16 protein-coding genes and 2 pseudogenes are annotated in these 18,191 nt (G+C 59.9%); 7 read left to right on the plus strand and 11 right to left on the minus strand.

What is annotated here, in order from left to right:
• Nucleotides 1-2 precede the first annotated feature (2 nt).
• Nucleotides 3-482 (minus strand): TRAP transporter small permease, encoded by a 480-nt coding sequence (locus ACGYK2_RS16610; RefSeq protein WP_394374367.1) that lies wholly within the window; start codon nucleotides 480-482, stop codon nucleotides 3-5.
• A 53-nt stretch (nucleotides 483-535) separates the two neighbouring features.
• Nucleotides 536-1,540 carry a DctP family TRAP transporter solute-binding subunit gene (locus ACGYK2_RS16615; protein WP_394374368.1) on the minus strand — a complete coding sequence of 335 codons (1,005 nt, stop codon included), beginning with the start codon at nucleotides 1,538-1,540 and terminating at the stop codon, nucleotides 536-538.
• A gap of 135 nt (nucleotides 1,541-1,675) precedes the next feature.
• Between ACGYK2_RS16615 and ACGYK2_RS16620 the strand changes: the two genes are divergently transcribed.
• From ACGYK2_RS16620 to ACGYK2_RS16635, 4 genes are read left to right on the plus strand one after another with little or no spacing between them, the layout of a single operon-like run.
• The gene (locus tag ACGYK2_RS16620; protein ID WP_271694067.1) at nucleotides 1,676-2,494 is read left to right on the plus strand and encodes an IclR family transcriptional regulator; all 819 of its coding nucleotides are present in this window, start codon (nucleotides 1,676-1,678) and stop codon (nucleotides 2,492-2,494) included.
• The gene (locus tag ACGYK2_RS16625; RefSeq protein WP_394374381.1) at nucleotides 2,494-3,663 is read left to right on the plus strand and encodes an acetyl-CoA acetyltransferase; all 1,170 of its coding nucleotides are present in this window, start codon (nucleotides 2,494-2,496) and stop codon (nucleotides 3,661-3,663) included. The genes ACGYK2_RS16620 and ACGYK2_RS16625 overlap by 1 nt, the downstream gene beginning before the upstream one ends.
• Entirely contained in the window at nucleotides 3,663-5,228 is a 1,566-nt protein-coding gene (locus ACGYK2_RS16630; protein WP_394374369.1) for an acyl-CoA synthetase, read from the plus strand. The genes ACGYK2_RS16625 and ACGYK2_RS16630 overlap by 1 nt, the downstream gene beginning before the upstream one ends.
• Complete coding sequence (locus tag ACGYK2_RS16635) at nucleotides 5,221-6,036, plus strand: hypothetical protein (protein WP_394374370.1); 816 nt, start codon at nucleotides 5,221-5,223, stop codon at nucleotides 6,034-6,036. The genes ACGYK2_RS16630 and ACGYK2_RS16635 overlap by 8 nt, the downstream gene beginning before the upstream one ends.
• A gap of 75 nt (nucleotides 6,037-6,111) precedes the next feature.
• Here the strand turns inward: ACGYK2_RS16635 and argE are convergent, their stop codons facing one another.
• The 4 genes from argE to ACGYK2_RS16655 all read right to left on the minus strand — a co-directional run bounded on the left by argE (nucleotide 6,112) and on the right by ACGYK2_RS16655 (nucleotide 10,373).
• Nucleotides 6,112-7,308, minus strand: coding sequence for an acetylornithine deacetylase (gene argE / locus ACGYK2_RS16640; protein WP_394374371.1), 1,197 nt, complete (start codon nucleotides 7,306-7,308; stop codon nucleotides 6,112-6,114).
• A complete protein-coding gene (locus tag ACGYK2_RS16645) occupies nucleotides 7,305-8,792 on the minus strand; it encodes a tripartite tricarboxylate transporter permease (protein ID WP_394374372.1) in 1,488 nt (495 codons plus the stop codon). The genes argE and ACGYK2_RS16645 overlap by 4 nt, the downstream gene beginning before the upstream one ends.
• Before the next feature lie 12 nt (nucleotides 8,793-8,804).
• Nucleotides 8,805-9,299, minus strand: coding sequence for a tripartite tricarboxylate transporter TctB family protein (locus ACGYK2_RS16650; protein ID WP_394374373.1), 495 nt, complete (start codon nucleotides 9,297-9,299; stop codon nucleotides 8,805-8,807).
• A 102-nt stretch (nucleotides 9,300-9,401) separates the two neighbouring features.
• On the minus strand, nucleotides 9,402-10,373 hold the full coding sequence (locus tag ACGYK2_RS16655) for a Bug family tripartite tricarboxylate transporter substrate binding protein (protein ID WP_394374374.1): 972 nt from the start codon (nucleotides 10,371-10,373) through the stop codon (nucleotides 9,402-9,404).
• Nucleotides 10,374-10,494: 121 nt separating this feature from the next.
• Here ACGYK2_RS16655 and ACGYK2_RS16660 point away from each other — a divergent pair, with 121 nt between their 5' ends.
• Nucleotides 10,495-11,415, plus strand: coding sequence for a LysR family transcriptional regulator (locus ACGYK2_RS16660; RefSeq protein WP_394374375.1), 921 nt, complete (start codon nucleotides 10,495-10,497; stop codon nucleotides 11,413-11,415).
• Nucleotides 11,416-11,697: 282 nt separating this feature from the next.
• Nucleotides 11,698-12,660: pseudogene (locus ACGYK2_RS16665) on the plus strand (IS21 family transposase); the annotation flags it as partial.
• 84 nt (nucleotides 12,661-12,744) lie between these two features.
• Here the strand turns inward: ACGYK2_RS16665 and ACGYK2_RS16670 are convergent.
• The 4 genes and pseudogenes from ACGYK2_RS16670 to ACGYK2_RS16685 form a co-directional block, all read right to left on the minus strand.
• A pseudogene (locus ACGYK2_RS16670) lies at nucleotides 12,745-13,770 on the minus strand (flavin monoamine oxidase family protein); the annotation flags it as partial.
• Nucleotides 13,771-14,215: 445 nt separating this feature from the next.
• The gene (locus ACGYK2_RS16675; protein ID WP_394374376.1) at nucleotides 14,216-15,088 is read right to left on the minus strand and encodes a LysR substrate-binding domain-containing protein; all 873 of its coding nucleotides are present in this window, start codon (nucleotides 15,086-15,088) and stop codon (nucleotides 14,216-14,218) included.
• Nucleotides 15,085-16,131: a YeiH family protein gene (locus tag ACGYK2_RS16680; protein ID WP_394374377.1), complete on the minus strand. Its 1,047-nt coding sequence runs from the start codon at nucleotides 16,129-16,131 to the stop codon at nucleotides 15,085-15,087. Before ACGYK2_RS16680 ends, ACGYK2_RS16675 begins: the two co-directional genes overlap by 4 nt.
• 133 nt (nucleotides 16,132-16,264) lie before the next feature.
• On the minus strand, nucleotides 16,265-16,717 hold the full coding sequence (locus ACGYK2_RS16685) for an Lrp/AsnC family transcriptional regulator (protein ID WP_394374378.1): 453 nt from the start codon (nucleotides 16,715-16,717) through the stop codon (nucleotides 16,265-16,267).
• Nucleotides 16,718-16,835: 118 nt separating this feature from the next.
• On the opposite strand from ACGYK2_RS16685, the gene ACGYK2_RS16690 reads away from it, so the two are divergent.
• The gene (locus tag ACGYK2_RS16690; protein WP_394374379.1) at nucleotides 16,836-17,822 is read left to right on the plus strand and encodes a nucleoside recognition domain-containing protein; all 987 of its coding nucleotides are present in this window, start codon (nucleotides 16,836-16,838) and stop codon (nucleotides 17,820-17,822) included.
• Between the two features lie 153 nt (nucleotides 17,823-17,975).
• Here the strand turns inward: ACGYK2_RS16690 and ACGYK2_RS16695 are convergent.
• On the minus strand, nucleotides 17,976-18,191 hold a 216-nt coding region (locus tag ACGYK2_RS16695; protein WP_394374380.1), incomplete at its 5' end, for a hypothetical protein.

The raw sequence follows: 18,191 nt of genomic DNA on the forward strand, positions 1-18,191 counted from the left end.
GATTATGCTCGCGGTTCTTGGCGCGTCGCGCGCCACATTTCTGCGGCATGTTGCAGGTAACGGATGATGATCAGGGCAAAGCCGAAGGGCAGGCCGATTTGATACCACCACGCAGGCACGCCGAGCGCATAGCTGCGGATGCCGCTGCCGATCTGGTTCATTAGGGTGGCCCAAGAGAACCAAGCCGAAGCCGCCAAAAGCAGGACCGAGAGGATCACCGACAGCAGGAACACGGCCCGGGCTGCAGGGCGGGGCAGGAAATCTTGAACGATCGTGACCGCCAAATGCTGCCCCCGCCGCGCGGCAATCGCAGCGCCAAAGACGGTCAGCAGCAGAAAGCCGTTGGTCAGCAGCTCTTCCGAAGCGGCGAAGGAATAATGCGTGGCATAGCGGACCACCACATTGATGAAACCGATCAACGTCATGCCAAGAAACAGCACGGCGCAGACAATCTTCTCAAACTCGTTCAGCAGAAATCGCATGGCTCTGACCCTCCCGGATCGGCGCGGCCCCGGTGCAGGGCCGCGCCGGGGCTTTAGTTCGCGGGTGTCGCCGCGATGGCGTCTTGGAAGCTACCGACGATGTCGGTGCCCACTTTGGCGGCCCAAGTGTCGAAGGCGGGTTTGGTCGCTTCGCGGAAAGCGGCCAGTTCCTCTTCGGAGGGCTCGTACACCTCCATCCCCTTGTCACGCAGGAATGCGACGCCCTCGGCGGTGCCTTGGCGGGTGATCTCGCGCTGGTATTCCATGGCTTCGGTCGCCGCTGCGCGCATCTGCTCTTGGGTCGCCTCGTCCAGATCGCCCCAGACTTCGGTCGAGACGCCAAGGAAGATCGGGTCATAGGAGTAGTGCCAAGCGGTCAGGTGTTTTTGCACCTCAAAGACCTGCTGTGGAATGATCACGGCCCCAATGGGGTTTTCCTGACCATCGACCACACCCTGCTGAAGCGCGGTCATCGTCTCACCCCATTGCATCTGTTGCGGGTTGGCGCCGAGCGCGTTCATCACGTCGATATACATCGGCCCGGCGACGCGCATGTTCAGCCCCTTCATATCTTCGGGGGTCTTGATCGGGCGGACATTGTTGGTGACCTCGCGAAAGCCGTTTTCGCCCCAGGCCAGTACTTCGATGCCCTTCTCGCGCAGAATGTCTTCGAGCAGTTTCGCCGGTTCCCCTTGGGTGGTCGCGTCTACCTGATCGTAGTTGGCATAGAGATAGGGCAACGAGAAGACGGCCATCTCGGGCACCAAGGGGGTCACGTTGATCGCTGAGGTGACGACGAGATCCAGCGCCCCGCGGCCCACCATCTCGGCCTGTTTCATCTGGTCGCCGCCGGAAAGCTGCGCATTGGGAAAGACGCGCACGTCATAGGCGCCGTCGGTTTTTTCGGACAGAAGCTCACCGAATTTTTCGGCTCCCTTGTGCCAAGTCGTGGTGTCGCCGGTGTTATGCGACAGGCGCAGGGTGTCGGCGCTGACCGTGCCGGAAAAGACGGCGGTTGCGAAAATTGCGGCCAAACCCGCCTTTGAAATCATTTTCATAATAGTTCCTCCCTCATTGAGCCATAATGTGGAACAGAGTTCGTCGGATCGGGCAAGATATTTCTTGCAATCGATGGAAGAATGCGCAGTTCTTTGTGGCGAAACCCCGGAATTCCGATGTAAGAGGTCCATATTATGAACGGCGGAGATCAGGCGACCCCCGCCAGCGGCAGTCAAGCGGTGGACCGTGCCCTAGCGCTTTTGCAGATCACCGGGCGGGCAGCCGGGCGGGGCGCGTCTTTGTCGGAGTTGATCGAGGCCTCAGGTCTGGGCAAGCCCACGGTGCGGCGACTGATGCTTGCGCTGATAAGGCGCGGTCTGGTGGAGCAGGACAGCGCCTCGCGGCTCTATTTTCTGGGGGAGGAAAGCTATGTCCTCGGCACGCTCGCGACCCCGCGCCATGGGCTGTTGGAGATTGCGGCGGATGCGGCTGTGCGGCTTGCGCAGGTGAGCGGGGACACGGCCTTCGTCAACATGCGGCGCGGCTCGGCCGCGGTTTGCCTGCACCGCGAAGACGGGGCTTTTCCGATCCGAACCCATGCGCTTGAGACCGGCGCGCAGCACCCATTGGGCATCGGCGCGGGCTCCCTCGCGATGCTGAGCGCGCTGCCGGATGCGGAAGTGGAGATGGTGCTCAAAGACAATGCCGAACGGATGGCCAGCGACTACCCGGATTATGACGCCGACCTTCTGCGCAGTGATGTGGCGCGAACACGGGAGCGGGGTTTTGCCCTGAACCCCGGGCGGATCGTGCCGGGCAGTTGGGGCATCGGCGTGGCCCTTTGCCGCCCCGACGGATCCGTGGCGGGCGCCATGTCGATCGCCGCGATTGAAAGCCGAATGCTGCCGCCGCGCGATGGCGAACTGGCGGAATTGTTGAAGCGCGAGGCGCGGGAAATTGAAATCCGGTTGGCGCGCAGGATGCCGCAGCCGGTACTGGAGGAGGATGAATGATGACGGACCCCTATATCGTGGGCTGGACCCATAGCGCCTTTGGCAAAAGCGAAGCGCCCGATACCGAAGCACTGATGGCCGAGGTCACCGGCCCGGCCTTGACCCATGCGGGCGTCGATGCCGAAGACGTGGATGGCATCTTTGTTGGTGTCTTCAATAACGGTTTCTCGGATCAGGATTTTCAGGGCGCGCTCGTCGGCATGGGGAATGAGGCTTTGGCCCGCGTCCCCGCAACGCGCTACGAGAATGCCTGCGCGACCGGCTCCGCCGCCTTGCACGGGGCGATGGATTTCATCGCCAGTGGGCGGGGCAAGATCGCCTTGGTGGTCGGGGCCGAGAAGATGACCGCCACCCCGGGCGCGGAGGTGGGGGACATCCTGCTCGGCGCCTCATACCGGGCGGAGGAAGCGGGCGTCGGCGGCGGCTTTGCCGGGCTTTTTGGGCAGATCGCGGGCAGCTATTTCCAGCGCTATGGCGATCAATCCGAAGCGCTGGCGATGATCGCCGCGAAGAACCACCACAACGGAATGCAAAACCCGCTTGCCCATATGCAGCGGGATTTCGACGTGGCCTTTTGCAATACGGTGTCCGAGAAGAACCCCCTCGTGGCTGGCCCCCTGCGGCGCACGGATTGCTCGTTGGTCTCTGACGGGGCGGCGGCGATGGTCGTGGCAGCACCCGAGGTGGCGGCCCAGTTGCAGCGCGCCATCCGTTTCCGCGCCCGCAGCCATACCAACGAACCGCTGGCGCTGTCGCGGCGGGACATCACCCGTTTTGACGGCGCGCGCCGGGCGTGGGAACAGGCCTTCGCGGCAAGTGGCCTGACGCTGGACGATCTGAGCCTCGTGGAAACCCACGATTGTTTCACCGTGGCGGAGCTGCTTGAATACGAGGCGATGGGTTTGACCGAGCCGGGCCAAGGCAGCCGCGCCATTCGCGAGGGGTGGACCGCCAAGGACGGGCGGCTGCCGGTGAACCCCTCGGGCGGGTTGAAGTCGAAGGGCCATCCGATCGGGGCCACTGGCGTGTCGATGCATGTCATGGCAGCGATGCAGTTGATGGGGGAGGCGGGCGGCATGCAGATCCCCGATGCCGAGCTTGCGGGGGTGTTTAACATGGGCGGGGCGGCGGTGGCCTCCTATGCCTCGATCCTTGAGCGGGTGGCGTGATGCAGCCCGTCTCTACCCGCGTTATGAACCTCTCGCAGTTTCTGGCCGACTCTGCGCGACGTCACCCTGAGGAGATCGGGCTGATCTGGGGCGAAGATACTTGGGCTTGGTCCGAGTTGGAAGCGCGCGCCACCGCCTTTGCCGCCGCTCTGCGCGACCGTTATGGCATGCGCAAGGGCGACCGGTTGCTGGTACAATCCGCGAACTGCAACCAGATGTTCGAAGCGGCCTTTGCCTGCTGGAAACTCGGCTGCGTTTGGGTGCCTGCCAATTTCCGCCAAACGCCGGAGGAGGTCGCATGGCTCGCCATGTCTTCGGGCGCCAAGGGGCTCTTGGCCGGGGCCGAATTCGCCGGGCATATCGCGGCCTGCAAAGATGTCGATTTCACCGTCATGATTGGCGGTGAGGGGGAGGGCGGTTACGACGCGCTTGTGGCCGCGTTCGCGGAGGTGCCGGTCACCGTGGCCGAGGTGGACCGCGACGATCCCGCGTGGTTATTCTTTACCTCCGGCACGACCGGCAAGCCGAAGGCGGCGGTGTTGACCCATGGCCAATTGGCCTTTGTCATCACCAACCATCTGTGCGACCTGATGCCGGGGACGGGGCCGGATGATGCCTCCATCGTCGTCGCCCCGCTGTCGCACGGGGCGGGCATCCATCAGTTAACGCAGGTGGCCCATGGGGTGAAAACCATCCTGCCCGGTGGCGCAAAGTTCGACCCCGCCGAGGTTTGGCGTTTGGTCGCCAAATGGCGCGTGACGAATGCCTTTACCGTGCCGACGATCGTGAAAATGCTCGTTGAACATCCTTCGGTCCATGAGCACGACCACTCCAGTCTGCGCTACATGATCTATGCCGGGGCACCGATGTACCGCGCCGACCAAATCCGCGCGATCGAGGTTCTGGGCCCTGTTCTGGTCCAGTATTTCGGCTTGGGCGAGGTGACGGGCAATATCACCGTGTTGCCGCCCGCGCAGCACTCTGCCGATGATGCCGTGATGCGGATCGGCACCTGCGGTTTTGCGCGGACGGGGATGCAGGTTCAGGTGCAGGATGCCGAGGGGAAAGAGGTCGCACCGGGCGAGACTGGTGAGGTTGCTGTGATCGGCCCGGCGGTATTTGCGGGTTACCACAACAACCCCGTGGCCAATGCCAAAGCCTTCCGCGACGGCTGGTTCCTGACCGGCGACCTTGGGCATATGGATGCCGAAGGGTTTCTTTATCTCACCGACCGGGCGTCGGATATGTATATCTCAGGCGGGTCGAACATCTACCCGCGCGAGATCGAGGAAAAGATCCTGCAACACCCGGCCATCAGCGAATGCGCCGTGTTGGGAATGCCGGATCCGACATGGGGCGAGGTCGGGATCGCCGTCTGCGTCGCCCAAGGGGCCGCGCCTGAGGCCGATGCGTTGCTCAGTTGGCTGGGAGACAAGGTGCCGCGCTACAAAATGCCGAAGACCGTCGTCTTTTGGGATGAGATGCCAAAGTCGGGCTACGGCAAGATCACCAAGAAGTTGATCCGGGCCGAGCTGGCCGAACGGGGGGAGCTTGCGGATGTCTAAGGCGCCATTGGCGCAACATCCCGGAACGGCAGCGGCGGCGCGTGTGAATGCGGTGCCCTGTCGGGCGACGCATCGCCGGGTGACCTTGGCTGCAGGGGCGACGCTTTTGCAGGCGATGGCGGAGGCGGCTGAGGGCGCGGGCGCGTGGTTCGACCTGAGTGATCTGCCTGTCGAAAAGCTCACCTTCGTGCGCCCTGCGCCCTCGCCGGATGATCGGCATGTGGCGTGGTACAGCGCGGAGACGGAGTTACGTGATGCTGTGATCGAACGGGCCGGTGCGCATCTGGGGCGGCGGGATGGCGCGGCATTCGCGCATATTCACGGGATGTGGCGCGCGGAGGACGGGGCCTGTCACGCGGGGCATCTTTTGGCGGAGAAAACGGTTCTGTCGGCAGATCATACCGTTGATGTTTGGCTGCTCGAAGGGGCCATCCTCGAAACCGCGCCGGATGCTGAGACAGAGTTCACCCTGTTCCGGCCCGTCGCTACGGGGCCGGTGGACAGCCCGAACGCCGTGCTTGCCACGATCCGGCCCAACGAGGTGATCGAAGACGGCATCGAGAAATGCGCGGCGGTTTCCGGCTTGTCAGTGAGCGCGGTGAAAGGTCTAGGGAGTTTCGTCGGCACGCAATTGCGGGGGCAGCCGGCGCTTACGGATATTGCGACCGAAGTGCTTTTGATAGGAGGAGATGGACGCAGCGCAATTTCCGTGGGCCTTGAGGGGCCGCCGGTGAGGGGAGAACTGGCGGCGCGGGCCAACCATGTCTGTGTGACATTCGAGGTGCTTTTGCTTTCGCAGGGGGAATGAACACTTTCGCCGAAACTAAAATGCATGCCGCGTGGTTGTCGCGGCATGCAGGGGAAACTTAATCGCGCGAAGCGGTCATTCCGGCGCGAGGAAATCGATGATGCTGCCGAGGAACTGAACGCATTTCTCAAGCTGGTCGAGATCGACGAACTCATTGGGCTTATGCGCCTGTTCGATCGATCCCGGCCCGACGATCACCGATGGGATCCCGCCGATCTGCTCGAAGACACCGCCTTCGGAACCATAAGACACCTTGCCGCCCCATGCGGGAAGAAGGTCGGCATAGCGTTGAAACCCTTCTGTTTCGCGCGCGTCACCCATGGCGGGATAGGAAAAGATCGTCTCAAAACGGATACCGGTGCCGGGGATCTTCTCTTCCATGGGTGAGGTGACCTCACGCGAGATCTCATCCAAGAGCAGCTGCATATCCCGCTCAGGCTCCATGCCGCTGATCGAGCGGAGCTCGAAAGTCAGTGTGCAATTGTCCGGGGTGACATTCGTTGCGACACCGCCCTGCATCATTGTCACCAACATCGTGGCATGTGGCACGGTGAAGTCGTGATCAAAGGGGCCGTCTTGCTCATAGCGTTTGCCGCGTTCGGAGATCCGCGCCACGGCTTTAGAGGCAAACTCGATCGCATTGACATGCTCGGGCGCGAAAGACGAATGGCCCGCGGTGCCCGTGGCATGGGCGCGCATGGCGATCTTGCCTTTTTGCCCGGTGATCAGCTTCATCATCGACGGCTCGCCGATGATCGCAAACTCAGGCGGCACGGGTAGCTGCGCGAGATGCTCCGCGATCGAGGGGGCGCCCAGACAGCCGACCTCCTCGTCATAGGAAAAGCACAGGTAGACCGGGCGCGTCAGTGCCGCCTGCGCCAATTTCGGGGTGACGGCCATGACGCAGGCCGCGAAACCCTTCATGTCGCAAGCGCCGCGCCCGAAGAGTTTGCCGCCCTTGATCTCGGCCTGAAACGGGTCGGTTTCCCATTCCGGCTCATCCGCGGGGACGACATCCGTATGCCCGGACCAGACGATGCCCGCCTTATCCTCGGGGCCGAAGGCCGCGATCAGATTGGCCTTGGCGCCGGTCTCGTCCGGTAGGATGATGATCCGCGCGCCCAGATCGCCGAAGTACGCGGCCATATGGTCGATAAGCGCGCGGTTGGAGTTGCAGGAGACCGTATCGAAGGAGATCAGCCGCGCCAGATGTTTGGCGGCGTCACCGGTCAGGTCGTCAAACGAAAATGGTGTTTCGCTGAGGTCAATCATTGCTGAACGCGTCTTTCTTTGGATTTTAGGAACTCGCGGCGGACCGTCAGGCCAAGCACGAGAATGATCAGCACCGCGAAGGCCCATGTGATGGGCGAGGACAGCAGCACCGCAGGATCGCCCCGCGAGATTGCCAGTGCGCGGCGCAGGTTTTCTTCGATCATCGGGCCGAGGATGAAGGCGATCAGGAAGGGGGCCGCGGGGATGTTCAGCAAGAACATCCCAAAGCCCACCAGCCCCATCACAAGCAACACGGCCACGTCAAAGGTGCTGGAGGCGATGGAGTAGATCCCGAAGATGCAGAGCAGCAGCACCAAGGGGGTCAGCAGGGTCTGCGGGATCAGCGCCACTTTGGTGAACATCCGCATGGTTACCTTACCCGCAAAGAACAACAGCACCGAAGAGACCAGCATACCGATGAAGAGCATGTAGATCTCATGCATGTTCGTCTGGAACAGCAGCGGGCCGGGGGTCAGACCTTGGATCATGAAGGCCCCCAGCATGACGCCCGTGATCACATCGCCGGGCACGCCCAAGGCAAGCAGCGGGATCATGGTGGCACCGCAGGCCCCGTTATTGGCGGATTCCGAGGCAGCGATGCCCTCGAGCTCGCCCTTGCCGAAGTTCGCGCCGTTTTTGGAACTGCGCTGCGCTTCGCCATAAGAGAAGAAGGCTGCGGAGGAGGGGCCGATGCCGGGGATCGCGCCGAGGATGGATCCGATGACGGAGCCTTTGAAAATGCTGCGCAGCGATCCCATGAACTCATCGCGGGTCACATGCTGGGCACCCAAGGGGGCGGCCTCATCTTTGTTCGCGGCGCGGAGGACCACCAGCTTGATCAGTTCGGGCAGTGCAAAGAGGCCGATCAGGACCGGCGCAATCGAAAGGCCAGCCTGCATATCCGGCACGAAGGCAAAGCGGAAGGAGCCATAGAGGTCTTCGCCCACGGTCGCCAGCAGCAAGCCAAGCGCGGCTGAAACCATACCCAGCAGGAGGGAGTTGCCGGAGACTCCCGCGACGGTGGTCAGCGCAAAGACCATCAGCATGAAGAATTCAGGCGGGCCGATGTGAAGTGCCAGCAGGGCGAGGGGGGCGGCAAAGAAGATCAGAGAGATATTCGACAAAAAGTCGCCGATCACCGAAGAATAGAGCGCCATGTTCAGCGCTTTGCCGCCTTTGCCTTGTTGGGCCAGGGGGTAGCCATCCAGCGCCGTGCAGGCCGCCGAAGCGGTGCCGGGGGTCTTGATCAGGATCGCGGAAACCGAGCCGCCGTAGGTCGAGCCTTTGTAGAGCGCGACGAGGAGCAGGATCGACGGCACCGGGGCCATGTAAAACGTAAAAGGCAGGGCCAAAGTCACCGCCATGGTGCCCGTCATGCCGGGAATGGCCCCGACGATCACGCCGCCCCAGATACCGGCGGTCATGATCAGAAAGTTCTGCAAGGTGGCAACTGCCGAGAGTGCAGAGAGAACGTCGTTTAGCATCAGTATCTCCGATCAGAAGCCGAGTGTCTTGAGCAATGCGCCTTTAGGGAATTGCGTGCCCAAGGCGGAATTGAAGAACAAAAGAAGCAGCACCGGCGCGCCGACCGAGATCAGCGCGATCCAGACCCGGTAGCTCCGTTCGCCGGTCATCAGGACCATGGTGAAGGTCAGCAGGATGATCGCGATCAGGAAGCCGACGTAAGGAAGTGCCAGCAGAAACAGGCCGAACGCGATCACCACACCCGCGAAACGCAGCGCCATCCGCTTGGGAGAGCTTCCATCGGTCTGGACAGTTTCCTCAGCCGGTGCACCGCCGCGGAACGCAAGGGCCAGCACAAGGAGGCCGAGCAGGATGCCGATCAGCGACACAGTGCGCGGCCACATGTCAGGCGGCGGGGCGAAACCGGGGATGAAGGCCGGGCGAGGCACATAGACAGGGATAAGATAGAAGGCGCAGAGTGCGAAAAACGCGACGACCAGCACCCCCCGCAAAACGGGCTTCGTCATGGCAATCCTCATGAAAACAGGGACCTCTAGTGAGATCGGGCAGGCCGCAGGGGCCGGCTGGGGGAGGGGCAGGCGGGCGCGGCTGCGCCCGCTTGCTATAGCTTACTGGGGCAGATAGCCGAAGTCTTTGGCAAGACCGTTGAACAGCTCGTACTGGCTTTTCGCGTAGTCGGGCATCTCCACCGTGCCGATGGTGGAGATCGAGCCGCGACGGTCGGCCAGTTCGAGCCATTTCTCGTCCGTGGCGACTTGGCCCAGCACGTCCTGCCATTTGGCGATCACGTCTTCAGGCAGGTCTTTGGGAGCGTAAAGCGCGCTCCAACCGGTGATCTGGCCCGCCTTTTCATAGCCCAATTCGCTCGCTGTCGCGACCTCGGGCAGGCTGTCCATCCGCTTGGGTGCAAAGACCATCAGGGCCTTCATGTCGCCGCTTTCAATATGGGGCATCAGGGATGCCGCCGCCATCGCGACGAAATCGACATGGCCGCCCAGCAGGGCTGTCGCAAGCGCACCGCCGCCTTTGTAAGGCACGAGGGTCGCTGCGGTCAGCGGGTCGAGGTCATTGTCGGCCAGCAGGGCTTGGGTGGTGAAGCCATCGATCGCCGTCGCGCCCGAGGCCGCATAGGTCATCGCGCCATTGCTGTCTTTGACCGCTGCGATCAACTCGTCGACGTTGTCATAGGGCGCGTCGCCGCGCACGGCCAAGATCATCGGGGTCGCTTCGAGCGCGCTGACGAATGTATAGGCATCCCACGGCACCGCGGCGCCCGGTGTCACGGCGGGCGACAGGGCCATGCCGACCCGCGCGAGCAGCAGCGTATAGCCGTCCGCATCGGCTTCGGATACGAAACGCGCGCCGTTCATGCCGCCTGCGCCGGGTTTGTTCATAACCGTGACCGGCTGTTCCAGAAAGGGCTGTGCCGTTTCCGCCAGGGCCCGGCCCGCCAGATCCGAAGCGCCGCCCGGGCCATAGGGCACCACCAGCGTGACAGATTTTTCTGGATAAGATTGGGCAAGCGCCGGTCCACCGACTGCCATGAGCGAAAGTGCAATCGTTCCGATTATGTTTTTCATGAGTACCTCAGATGTTGTCCGGCAAGCCGGAGCTGTTGGATGGCGGCCACCATCCACAGTATGCTGAATTTGACAAGAGACGCGCCATAGTTGCATAAATTGCATACTGAGGGGAGGCAGCATGTTCAAGACACGAGAACTACAGGCCTTTGACGCCTATATGCGGTTGGGCGGCATGAAGCTTGCGGCGGAACATTTGGAATTGAGCCAGCCGATGGTGAGCCGATTGCTGTCGTCTCTCGAAGAGAAAGCCGGTTTTGAACTCTTCCAACGCAAGCGAAATCGCCTTGCGCCGACAGCCGAAGCATTCAGCTTTCACCAGAACGTGGTGCACTATCTCTCGGGGCTGCGAAATCTTGAGCAGGAAGCCAAGGCGATTGCCAGCGGTCAGGTCGGGCATCTTGTCATCGCAGCGCAGCCCGTCTTTTGCGACACCTTCCTGTTGGACGCGCTTGCCCAGTTTCGCAAAGAGCATCCCCAAGCGACGGTGCAAATCGCCGATGTCGGCATGGCCGAAATGCTTCAAATGATCAGCGAGAACCGCTGCGATTTGGCCTTCGGCATCACGCTCAATGCCGAGGCTTTCGGCGGGGAAGCCCTGTCCTTGGCCCATTGCGAGGCGACATGCATCCTGCCGAAAGGGCATCCGCTTGAGGAGATTGAGGAAATCCCCCTGCCGAGGTTACGCAAGGAGATGTTCATTGACCTGTCCCAAGGCAGCCCGCTGCGGCGGCGGATCGATCTGCTGATGGAGTCCATTCAGGTCAACCGCACAATCGCCGCCGAGCTTCGGACCATCCACGGCATTGTCCGCCTTGTAGAGCGCGGGGAAGGGATCGCGATCATCGACCCTGTAGCGCATCAACTGCTTGATTTGGAACGGGTCTCGGTCCACCGGCTAATCCCTTCGATCACATGGGACATCGCCCAATTCGTGCCCCACGGGCGGCCCCTAAGTACGGTGGGGCAGGCCTTTGCGGCGGTGGTCGCGGATGAGATCGAGAGCCTGAAACGGTCCGGGGTGGTAAGCGAAACGCTGTAGATTTGGCATTGATGGCCCGGATACTATCGGCCTCGCGATGCCTTGGGCGGCGCAGAAGCGTCATATAGATTACACTGGACCTGCCACGCGTTAGTGCCGCCCCCAAGTGGTCGTTAAAACCACTTTCCGTTCGAAGAGGACTAGACTTTTCCGATCCAGTACTGTGTAGCTGTGAACAAGCATGCAATTTTGACCCCGTAGAGGGGTGATCGGCGTCCAAAAATGACCCCCTTACACTGATGTGGATAATGCTCCCGTGGTTATCGGGGAGCAGAGTGTTGGATGTTGGTTGTGGAAACGATTGCGAAGATCCGGCGGGCGTATTTTCAGGACAAGAAGCCGATTAAACAGATTTGCCGGGAGTTGCGGGTATCGCGGAACACGGTGCGTAAGGTGATCCGATCTGGCGTGACGGAACTCACCTATGAGCGGAGGGTGCAGCCGCAGCCGAAGATCGGCCCTTGGAAAGACAAGCTCGACGAGATGCTGGCTGTGAACGTGCGCAAGCCCAAACGTGAGAGGCTGACCCGGATCAGGATCTTCGAAGAACTCAGAGCCCTCAGATATGACGGCGGCTACGATGCTGTCCGGCGCTACGCTGCCTCATGGTCCAAAGAGGAACAGGAGGCATCGGCCGCTGCCTATGTGCCGCTGACTTTCGATCCTGGTGAGGCCTATCAGTTTGACTGGAGCCATGAGGTCGTCGTGATTGATGGCGCGACGACAACAGTGAAGGTGGCGCACGTCCGCCTTTGCCATAGCCGAATGCTGTTCGTGCGAGCCTACCCGTGCGAGGTGAGCCGTTGGAACGCCATTGGTCCGAGGACAATGGACGCGAAGACGGCGGTAGATACGATCTTTGTCGGTCGCGACCGCGCCTACAATCGCCGGTTCCAGCAGATGTGCGGGCATTACTTGGTCGATCCCGTCGCTTGCACCCCCGCCTCGGGCTGGGAGAAGGGGCAGGTCGAAAACCAGGTCGGCGTTGTCCGGCGGCGGTTCTTCGTGCCGCGACCGAAGTTCAAGAGCTATGCCGAACTCAACGCCTGGCTTGAAGACCGGTGCGTTGCCAGGGCTAAGTCCAACCCGCATCCGGAGCTCCGGGATCGGACAACTTGGTGTTCAAGCGAGCAGCGCAAGCTTGGCAAGGTGCCGAACGGCGACCGCCAGATGGTTCAGATCCTGAGCATGATCCCAATTGACGGGCTGGATGCCATAGATGCCGCTTGTGCCGAAGCCCTGAATGTTGATTGTCACTGAGAACTGACCCGGCTGCATTGCATTGAACTTGTAGGAATTCTCTCCGCGCCATGTATAACCGCCCAGCAACACGGCCGGTCCATCGGAGAAATAGCCAGTCGAAGGGTAACTGATCTGACCAATGGCGAGATCGGTATAGCTGATACCCCCGTAGATATCTTCATCCTCTTCCCAGAAGCGGCGTTTGAACTCAAGGCCCCACTTCGTCGATCCATTGTAGTACATCGAACTGATCGCATTGGATAAATCACCAGAGAGATTATGGTCGATCTGCCCAAGGATGGAGAAAGGAATGGCACAGACACAATAGTCCGCTTTGCTGGTCTGCTGGCCTCCACCGGCCGTGCCTTCCCATGTCACCGTTACCCCGTTCTCGTCCTGCTGTAGCGAGACGACTTTGGCGCTATAGGTAATAAGATCTTCAACCTCGCGCTCGAACCCTCTGGCGATACCATCCATCCCGCCGACCGGCTGAAACATGGGTGCTTGGTGATCCACTGTCTCATGCGTGGGGAGATGCTCCCAAAGCCGCGACTGCAGCACCTCCAGCGGGTTAAGCAGGTCCGAAGCTTCAGGCGCTGCCCCGACACCGCCGCCCGACTGCTTTGCGAAGCCGCGATAATGGCTGGTGTCCAAGCTCCTCACGTATTCGTTCTTTTCGTTCAACACGCCGAAAGCTCGCAGGCTTTCCAGAAGGACTTCTCGGTCTTGTGCGGTGACCAGTTCATCAAGTCTTCCCTGATCGACGGCCTTGGCCAACAACTCCGAGATATGGCTACGATAGTCGGTATTGATGTCTTTCAGACGCTGCGGCTTGCCGCCATAGGCATCCGAACGATGAAGATAAGAACTATAGTTTAGTTGGATAAATGGCTCGAGAGGGACTTTGAGCCGCTTACAGTAGTCTAAAACGGCATGGTGGTTATGCGGTAGGCGCCATGGGTCAGGGTTGATGTAATTGCCTTCAGCGAAGTCGACGTTCTGGGTTGCGCCGCCAAGTTCCGTATAGCTGTCACCCGAGCGCAGGGTCCAACACCGCCCGCCCGCCTTCTCACGGAACTCTAGCACTTCGACCTCATAGCCGGCTGCCCGCATTTCATAGGCGGCGGTGAGCCCGGCCAGGCCGGCGCCGAGAATCAGCACCTTCGCTCCTTGGGGATCTCCGTCTAATTGGATTGGTCCGCTACAATCAGAGGGTGCTGCAAAAACCCATCGAAGTCATAGCATGTTACATAGCCGCACTGCCTGCGGCAGTTCAGATCATCGTTAGAAGATTGCGGCGTGTGATCTAACTCATGGAGCCCCCCTCGTCGTAAAAACGATAAGCGCACCTCCGATCACCGCGACACAAGCGCGCTAGTTCACGAATTAAGTAATTCTACAGAGCCAACCGTTCGCAAAGGTGCAGGGTTCCAAGAAATCAGGTTTTCTTTTTCTGAATGCCGTAAAAAATCCTTCTATCTGATTCTCCGAGAGTATTTCGAGCGTGCAGCGTCGTGGGTAACTAAAAGCGCGAGACCACTTCTGGAACGGTGCGATTTCAGAGAAGGTCAAGAAATCTCTGCTCGGCCAGGGAAAGATGTCGTTCCTTATGGCGCAAGACATAGAACGGGCGCTGCGGTAACTTGAAATTCACCGAAACCAGCCGGTTTGCCTTGACCGCCGGGGCGACCACGAGGGTCGACAAGATCGCAGCTCCAGCTCCAACTTCTGCTGCCACGCAAAGCGCTTCGTTCGATGGCAGCTCAAACGCGACTTCTAAATCGTCAGTGCTTAGGCCTTGATCCATGAGGACCTTCTCGCAAGCCGAGCGGGTACCGGAGCCTACCTCTCGCATCACCCACGGACTTGTCTTCAGGTCTTCGGCATCAGAAGGCGGGCAATGCTGCCAAGCATGCCCCGGGGCCACGACGAGCGCCAGTTGATCCCCCTGCAAAATTTGGCTGATAAGTGCCGCATCTGTGATCTCACCCTCGACGAAGCCGAGGTCAATGGTGGCGTCATGGACCATCTGGGCCACAAGTGTGGAGTTACCAACGGCGAGCTCAAGTGCAATGCCCGGGTGTTGCTCTCGAAAGCGCTGCATCAAAGGTGGCAACCAGTAGTTTGCGATTGTCTGGCTGGCGCCCAAGCGCAGCGTGCCACGCTTCATTCCGGCGAGATCATCCAGCAAACGGTTTGCCTGTTCAGCGCGCGCCACAACGGCGCGGGCTTCGCTCAGAAACAGCTTGCCTGCGTCCGTCAGAATAACTCGCCTCCCAACCCGGTCAAACAGACGAACAGCGTGGCGCTCCTCCAGCGCTGCCACTGCAGCACTGGTCGCGCTTTGGGTCAGGTTAAGATAGGCCGCCGCCTGGGTGACATGCTCACGTTCAGCGACAGCGATAAAGATTCGAAGTTGTTCAAGCGTCATGCCAAGAGAAGAACCAGACCGAGGCTGAAAACGGAAATGAAAACCCAAGCGCCAGCCCCTAGTAGCGCGGGCCTGATACCTGCGGCTGCCAGTTTGCGCATGTCCGTCTCTAGCCCCATTGCCGCGAGAGCCATGGCGAGCAGAAATTGCGTGATTCCAGTTGTGTAGGGCGCTGTGGCCTCGGGCACCCAGCCGGTGCTGGCCAGCCCGACCATGGCAACGAAACCGAATACGAACCATGGCAGCGGTGTCGCTACGCGGTTCGCCGCGCCACCAGCGCTGAGCCGTTTGCGGGCAGCAAGAAAACCAAGGCCCAGCACAACGGGCGCCAGCATCATGACACGTGTTAGCTTAGCAATGGTGCCGAATTCGCCAGCTTCCTGTCCGCGCGCATAGGCGGCGGCGACGACCTGCGCCACTTCATGAATCGACGCGCCGGTCCACAAGCCGTAGGGCTGCGGCCCCATGTTAAACAGGCCGGCAATCACAGGCATCAGTATCATGGAGAGCGAGCCGAAGATCGTCACACAGGCTACGGCATAGGCCACATCCTCATCACGGGCACGGGTCACGGTATTTGTTGCAATCACGGCAGAAGCACCGCAGATTGAGCTGCCATAAGCGATCAACTGCGTTAGCCTTGCATCCACCTTCAACACCCGTCCTAACCAAGTAGTAAAGGCGAATGTGGCCAACAGCGTGGCAACGATAACCGCCATGCCGAGGCCGCCCACGGCGATGACCTGTTGAACCGTCAGTTGTAGCCCAAGCAATACGATACCGGTGCGTAAGATACGTTTGAGACTGAAGGCGACACCAGCCTTCGCAATCGCGGGCGTCCCGAACAGGTTGTGAAACGCCATGCCGATTAGAATGGCCAAGATGAGTGGGCTAATCTGATGGACCCCGGGTAAGTGGCGCAGGCCGAATGCAAGCGCCGCAATCAACCCGGCAAGGAAAAGGCCAGGGAACACACTGTGCGCTTTCGTCGTTTGTTGCCGCCTCAGCCCAACGCCACCTTCGTGGATGCTGAAATATGCCATGTAAAGTCCCCTCGTGATCGTTGCAGGGGTATCGTTAGGTGGGCCGCAAATATAATAAAAATTGTTTGTCTGAGTAGAAACAATCGATTTTGTCGAATGGTCAGGCCGCGGTGACAACAATAGGTGGGCGCAGTCAAATCCGAACAGCGGTTTCTTCTTTCGCAGTGCGGATCACCATCATCCTGAAAAACCTAGCAACATTGCTCTGATCCCGGAACAACCTATCGCAAAGCGCGTCGAATTCTTCCATGTCGCGCAGGTTTAGTATCAGAACGACGTCGGTCTCGCCCGTAACGGCATAAGCTTGGGATACGGCGTCCTCTGCCACCGCGAGGTCTAGAAAGCGGCGCATGTGCTGTTCGCCATGAAGTTTGAGTTCGACAGTGACCAGCGCCTTTAGTGGTCGTCCCGTTTTCGCAGGGTTCAGGATCGCGACAATGCGGTCGATGATTCCGGTCTTGTGCTGCCGTCGAACCCGTCGAAGGCAGCTAGAGGGAGACAATCCGACCTCTTCTGCCACGCTGACGTTTGACCGTGACGCATCACGCTGCAAAAGGTTCAAAATCTTTCTGTCGAGTTGATCCATGTGTCAGCTTTTCGTCGGTTCATTTTGCAATAATATTGCACAAGAATGCAATATTTGACCACACATGCGATATGGGATGCAGTAGAAGGGCCAGGATCATGTTATAGGAATTTTTTTGATGCCGATCTTCCGCGCCGCTTACCTTAAGACTTTAGAAGCACTGGAAATATACTGGGTGCTCCTCAGAGTTATGGTTCCGATCACAATCATCACGGAACTGCTGTCACGCATGGGGGTGATTGAGGCGATCGCCCCTACATTCGCGCCTTTGATGAGCCTTGTCGGGCTGCCCCCCGAGCTTGGTTTGGCATGGCTGAGCGGGATGCTGGTCGGCATCTGGGGGGCGGTCCCTCTGCTCTTTGTTCTTGTCCCGATGGACAGCTTGAGTGTGGCGGATGTGACAGTATTCTCGGCTTTGCTTCTTTTTGCGCACGCTCTGCCGATTGAGCAGAAGATCATTCAGCAGGCCGGGCCTCGAATGCTAACAACCACGGCTCTGCGCATCTTCGGCGGGCTGCTTTATGCCTTCTTGTTGCACAATTTTCTGGTTGCCACCGGCTGGCTTTCTGAGCCGGTGAACCCTGCCTGGATTCCGATGAACGTGGCTCCGGATTGGGTCGGTTTTTTCATAGGTCTTCTTGAGGCGATGGTTACCATGCTCTTCATCCTCCTCGCGTTAACTTGGGGTCTTGAGATACTGAAGGTCACAGGCATCCTTGAGCTCGTTATGAAAGGACTCGCGCCTTTGATGCAGTTGGCCGGAATACGCGGTGAGGCAGGGCATTTGACGGCGGTCGGCCTCTTCTTGGGAATTTCTTATGGCGGAGGCCTCCTCATTCGGGAAGCACGGTCGGGCTCGGTCTCGCCCCGCCAGATTTTCATCTCATGTGTGTTCATGGGGTTTGCACATAGTGTCATCGAGGATACCCTGATTATGGTTGCCATTGGTGCGGACCTTAGTGCCGTACTCGGGGGGCGGGTCATTTTTGCGGTTGTGGCGACAGCTGCAATTGCCGTGCTCCTTCGTGTCATCTCAGACGAGGCGTTTTCGAAGTGGGCATTCAAAACGTCAGGCCGGCATTCAGCTGTCCAGCAACGAGCGTAGTGATGGCCGCCCTGTCTGAGGGGCGAGCCGGCAACTGGGCCCCTGGCTCTCCCTCAAATGTACGCGTGGGCTTTTTGTAGGTGTTGTTGGATTGGGAGGTGCAATGGCTTCCCGCGCCAATCGCGAACGTCTCCTTTGCTTCAGCCCAACCGATTATTGTGTTGGCAGCAGCACGCCAGCCCCCCGATCGCATAGGCGGTCCTGCTCGGTTTCTTTGGGAATCCAAAGCCGAGTAAAGGGGCGGTCATTCGTGACACCATATGCGACAAGAACGGTGCCCAAGCCAAATAGCTGTTGATTGTCACTGAGAACTGACCCGGTATTTTCACCGAGATTTGACCCACCCTCAGTTATGCGTCGTGGTTTATG

The organism is Sulfitobacter sp. 1A10359, assembly GCF_043558145.1.
Classification (GTDB): Bacteria; Pseudomonadota; Alphaproteobacteria; order Rhodobacterales; family Rhodobacteraceae; genus Sulfitobacter; species Sulfitobacter faviae.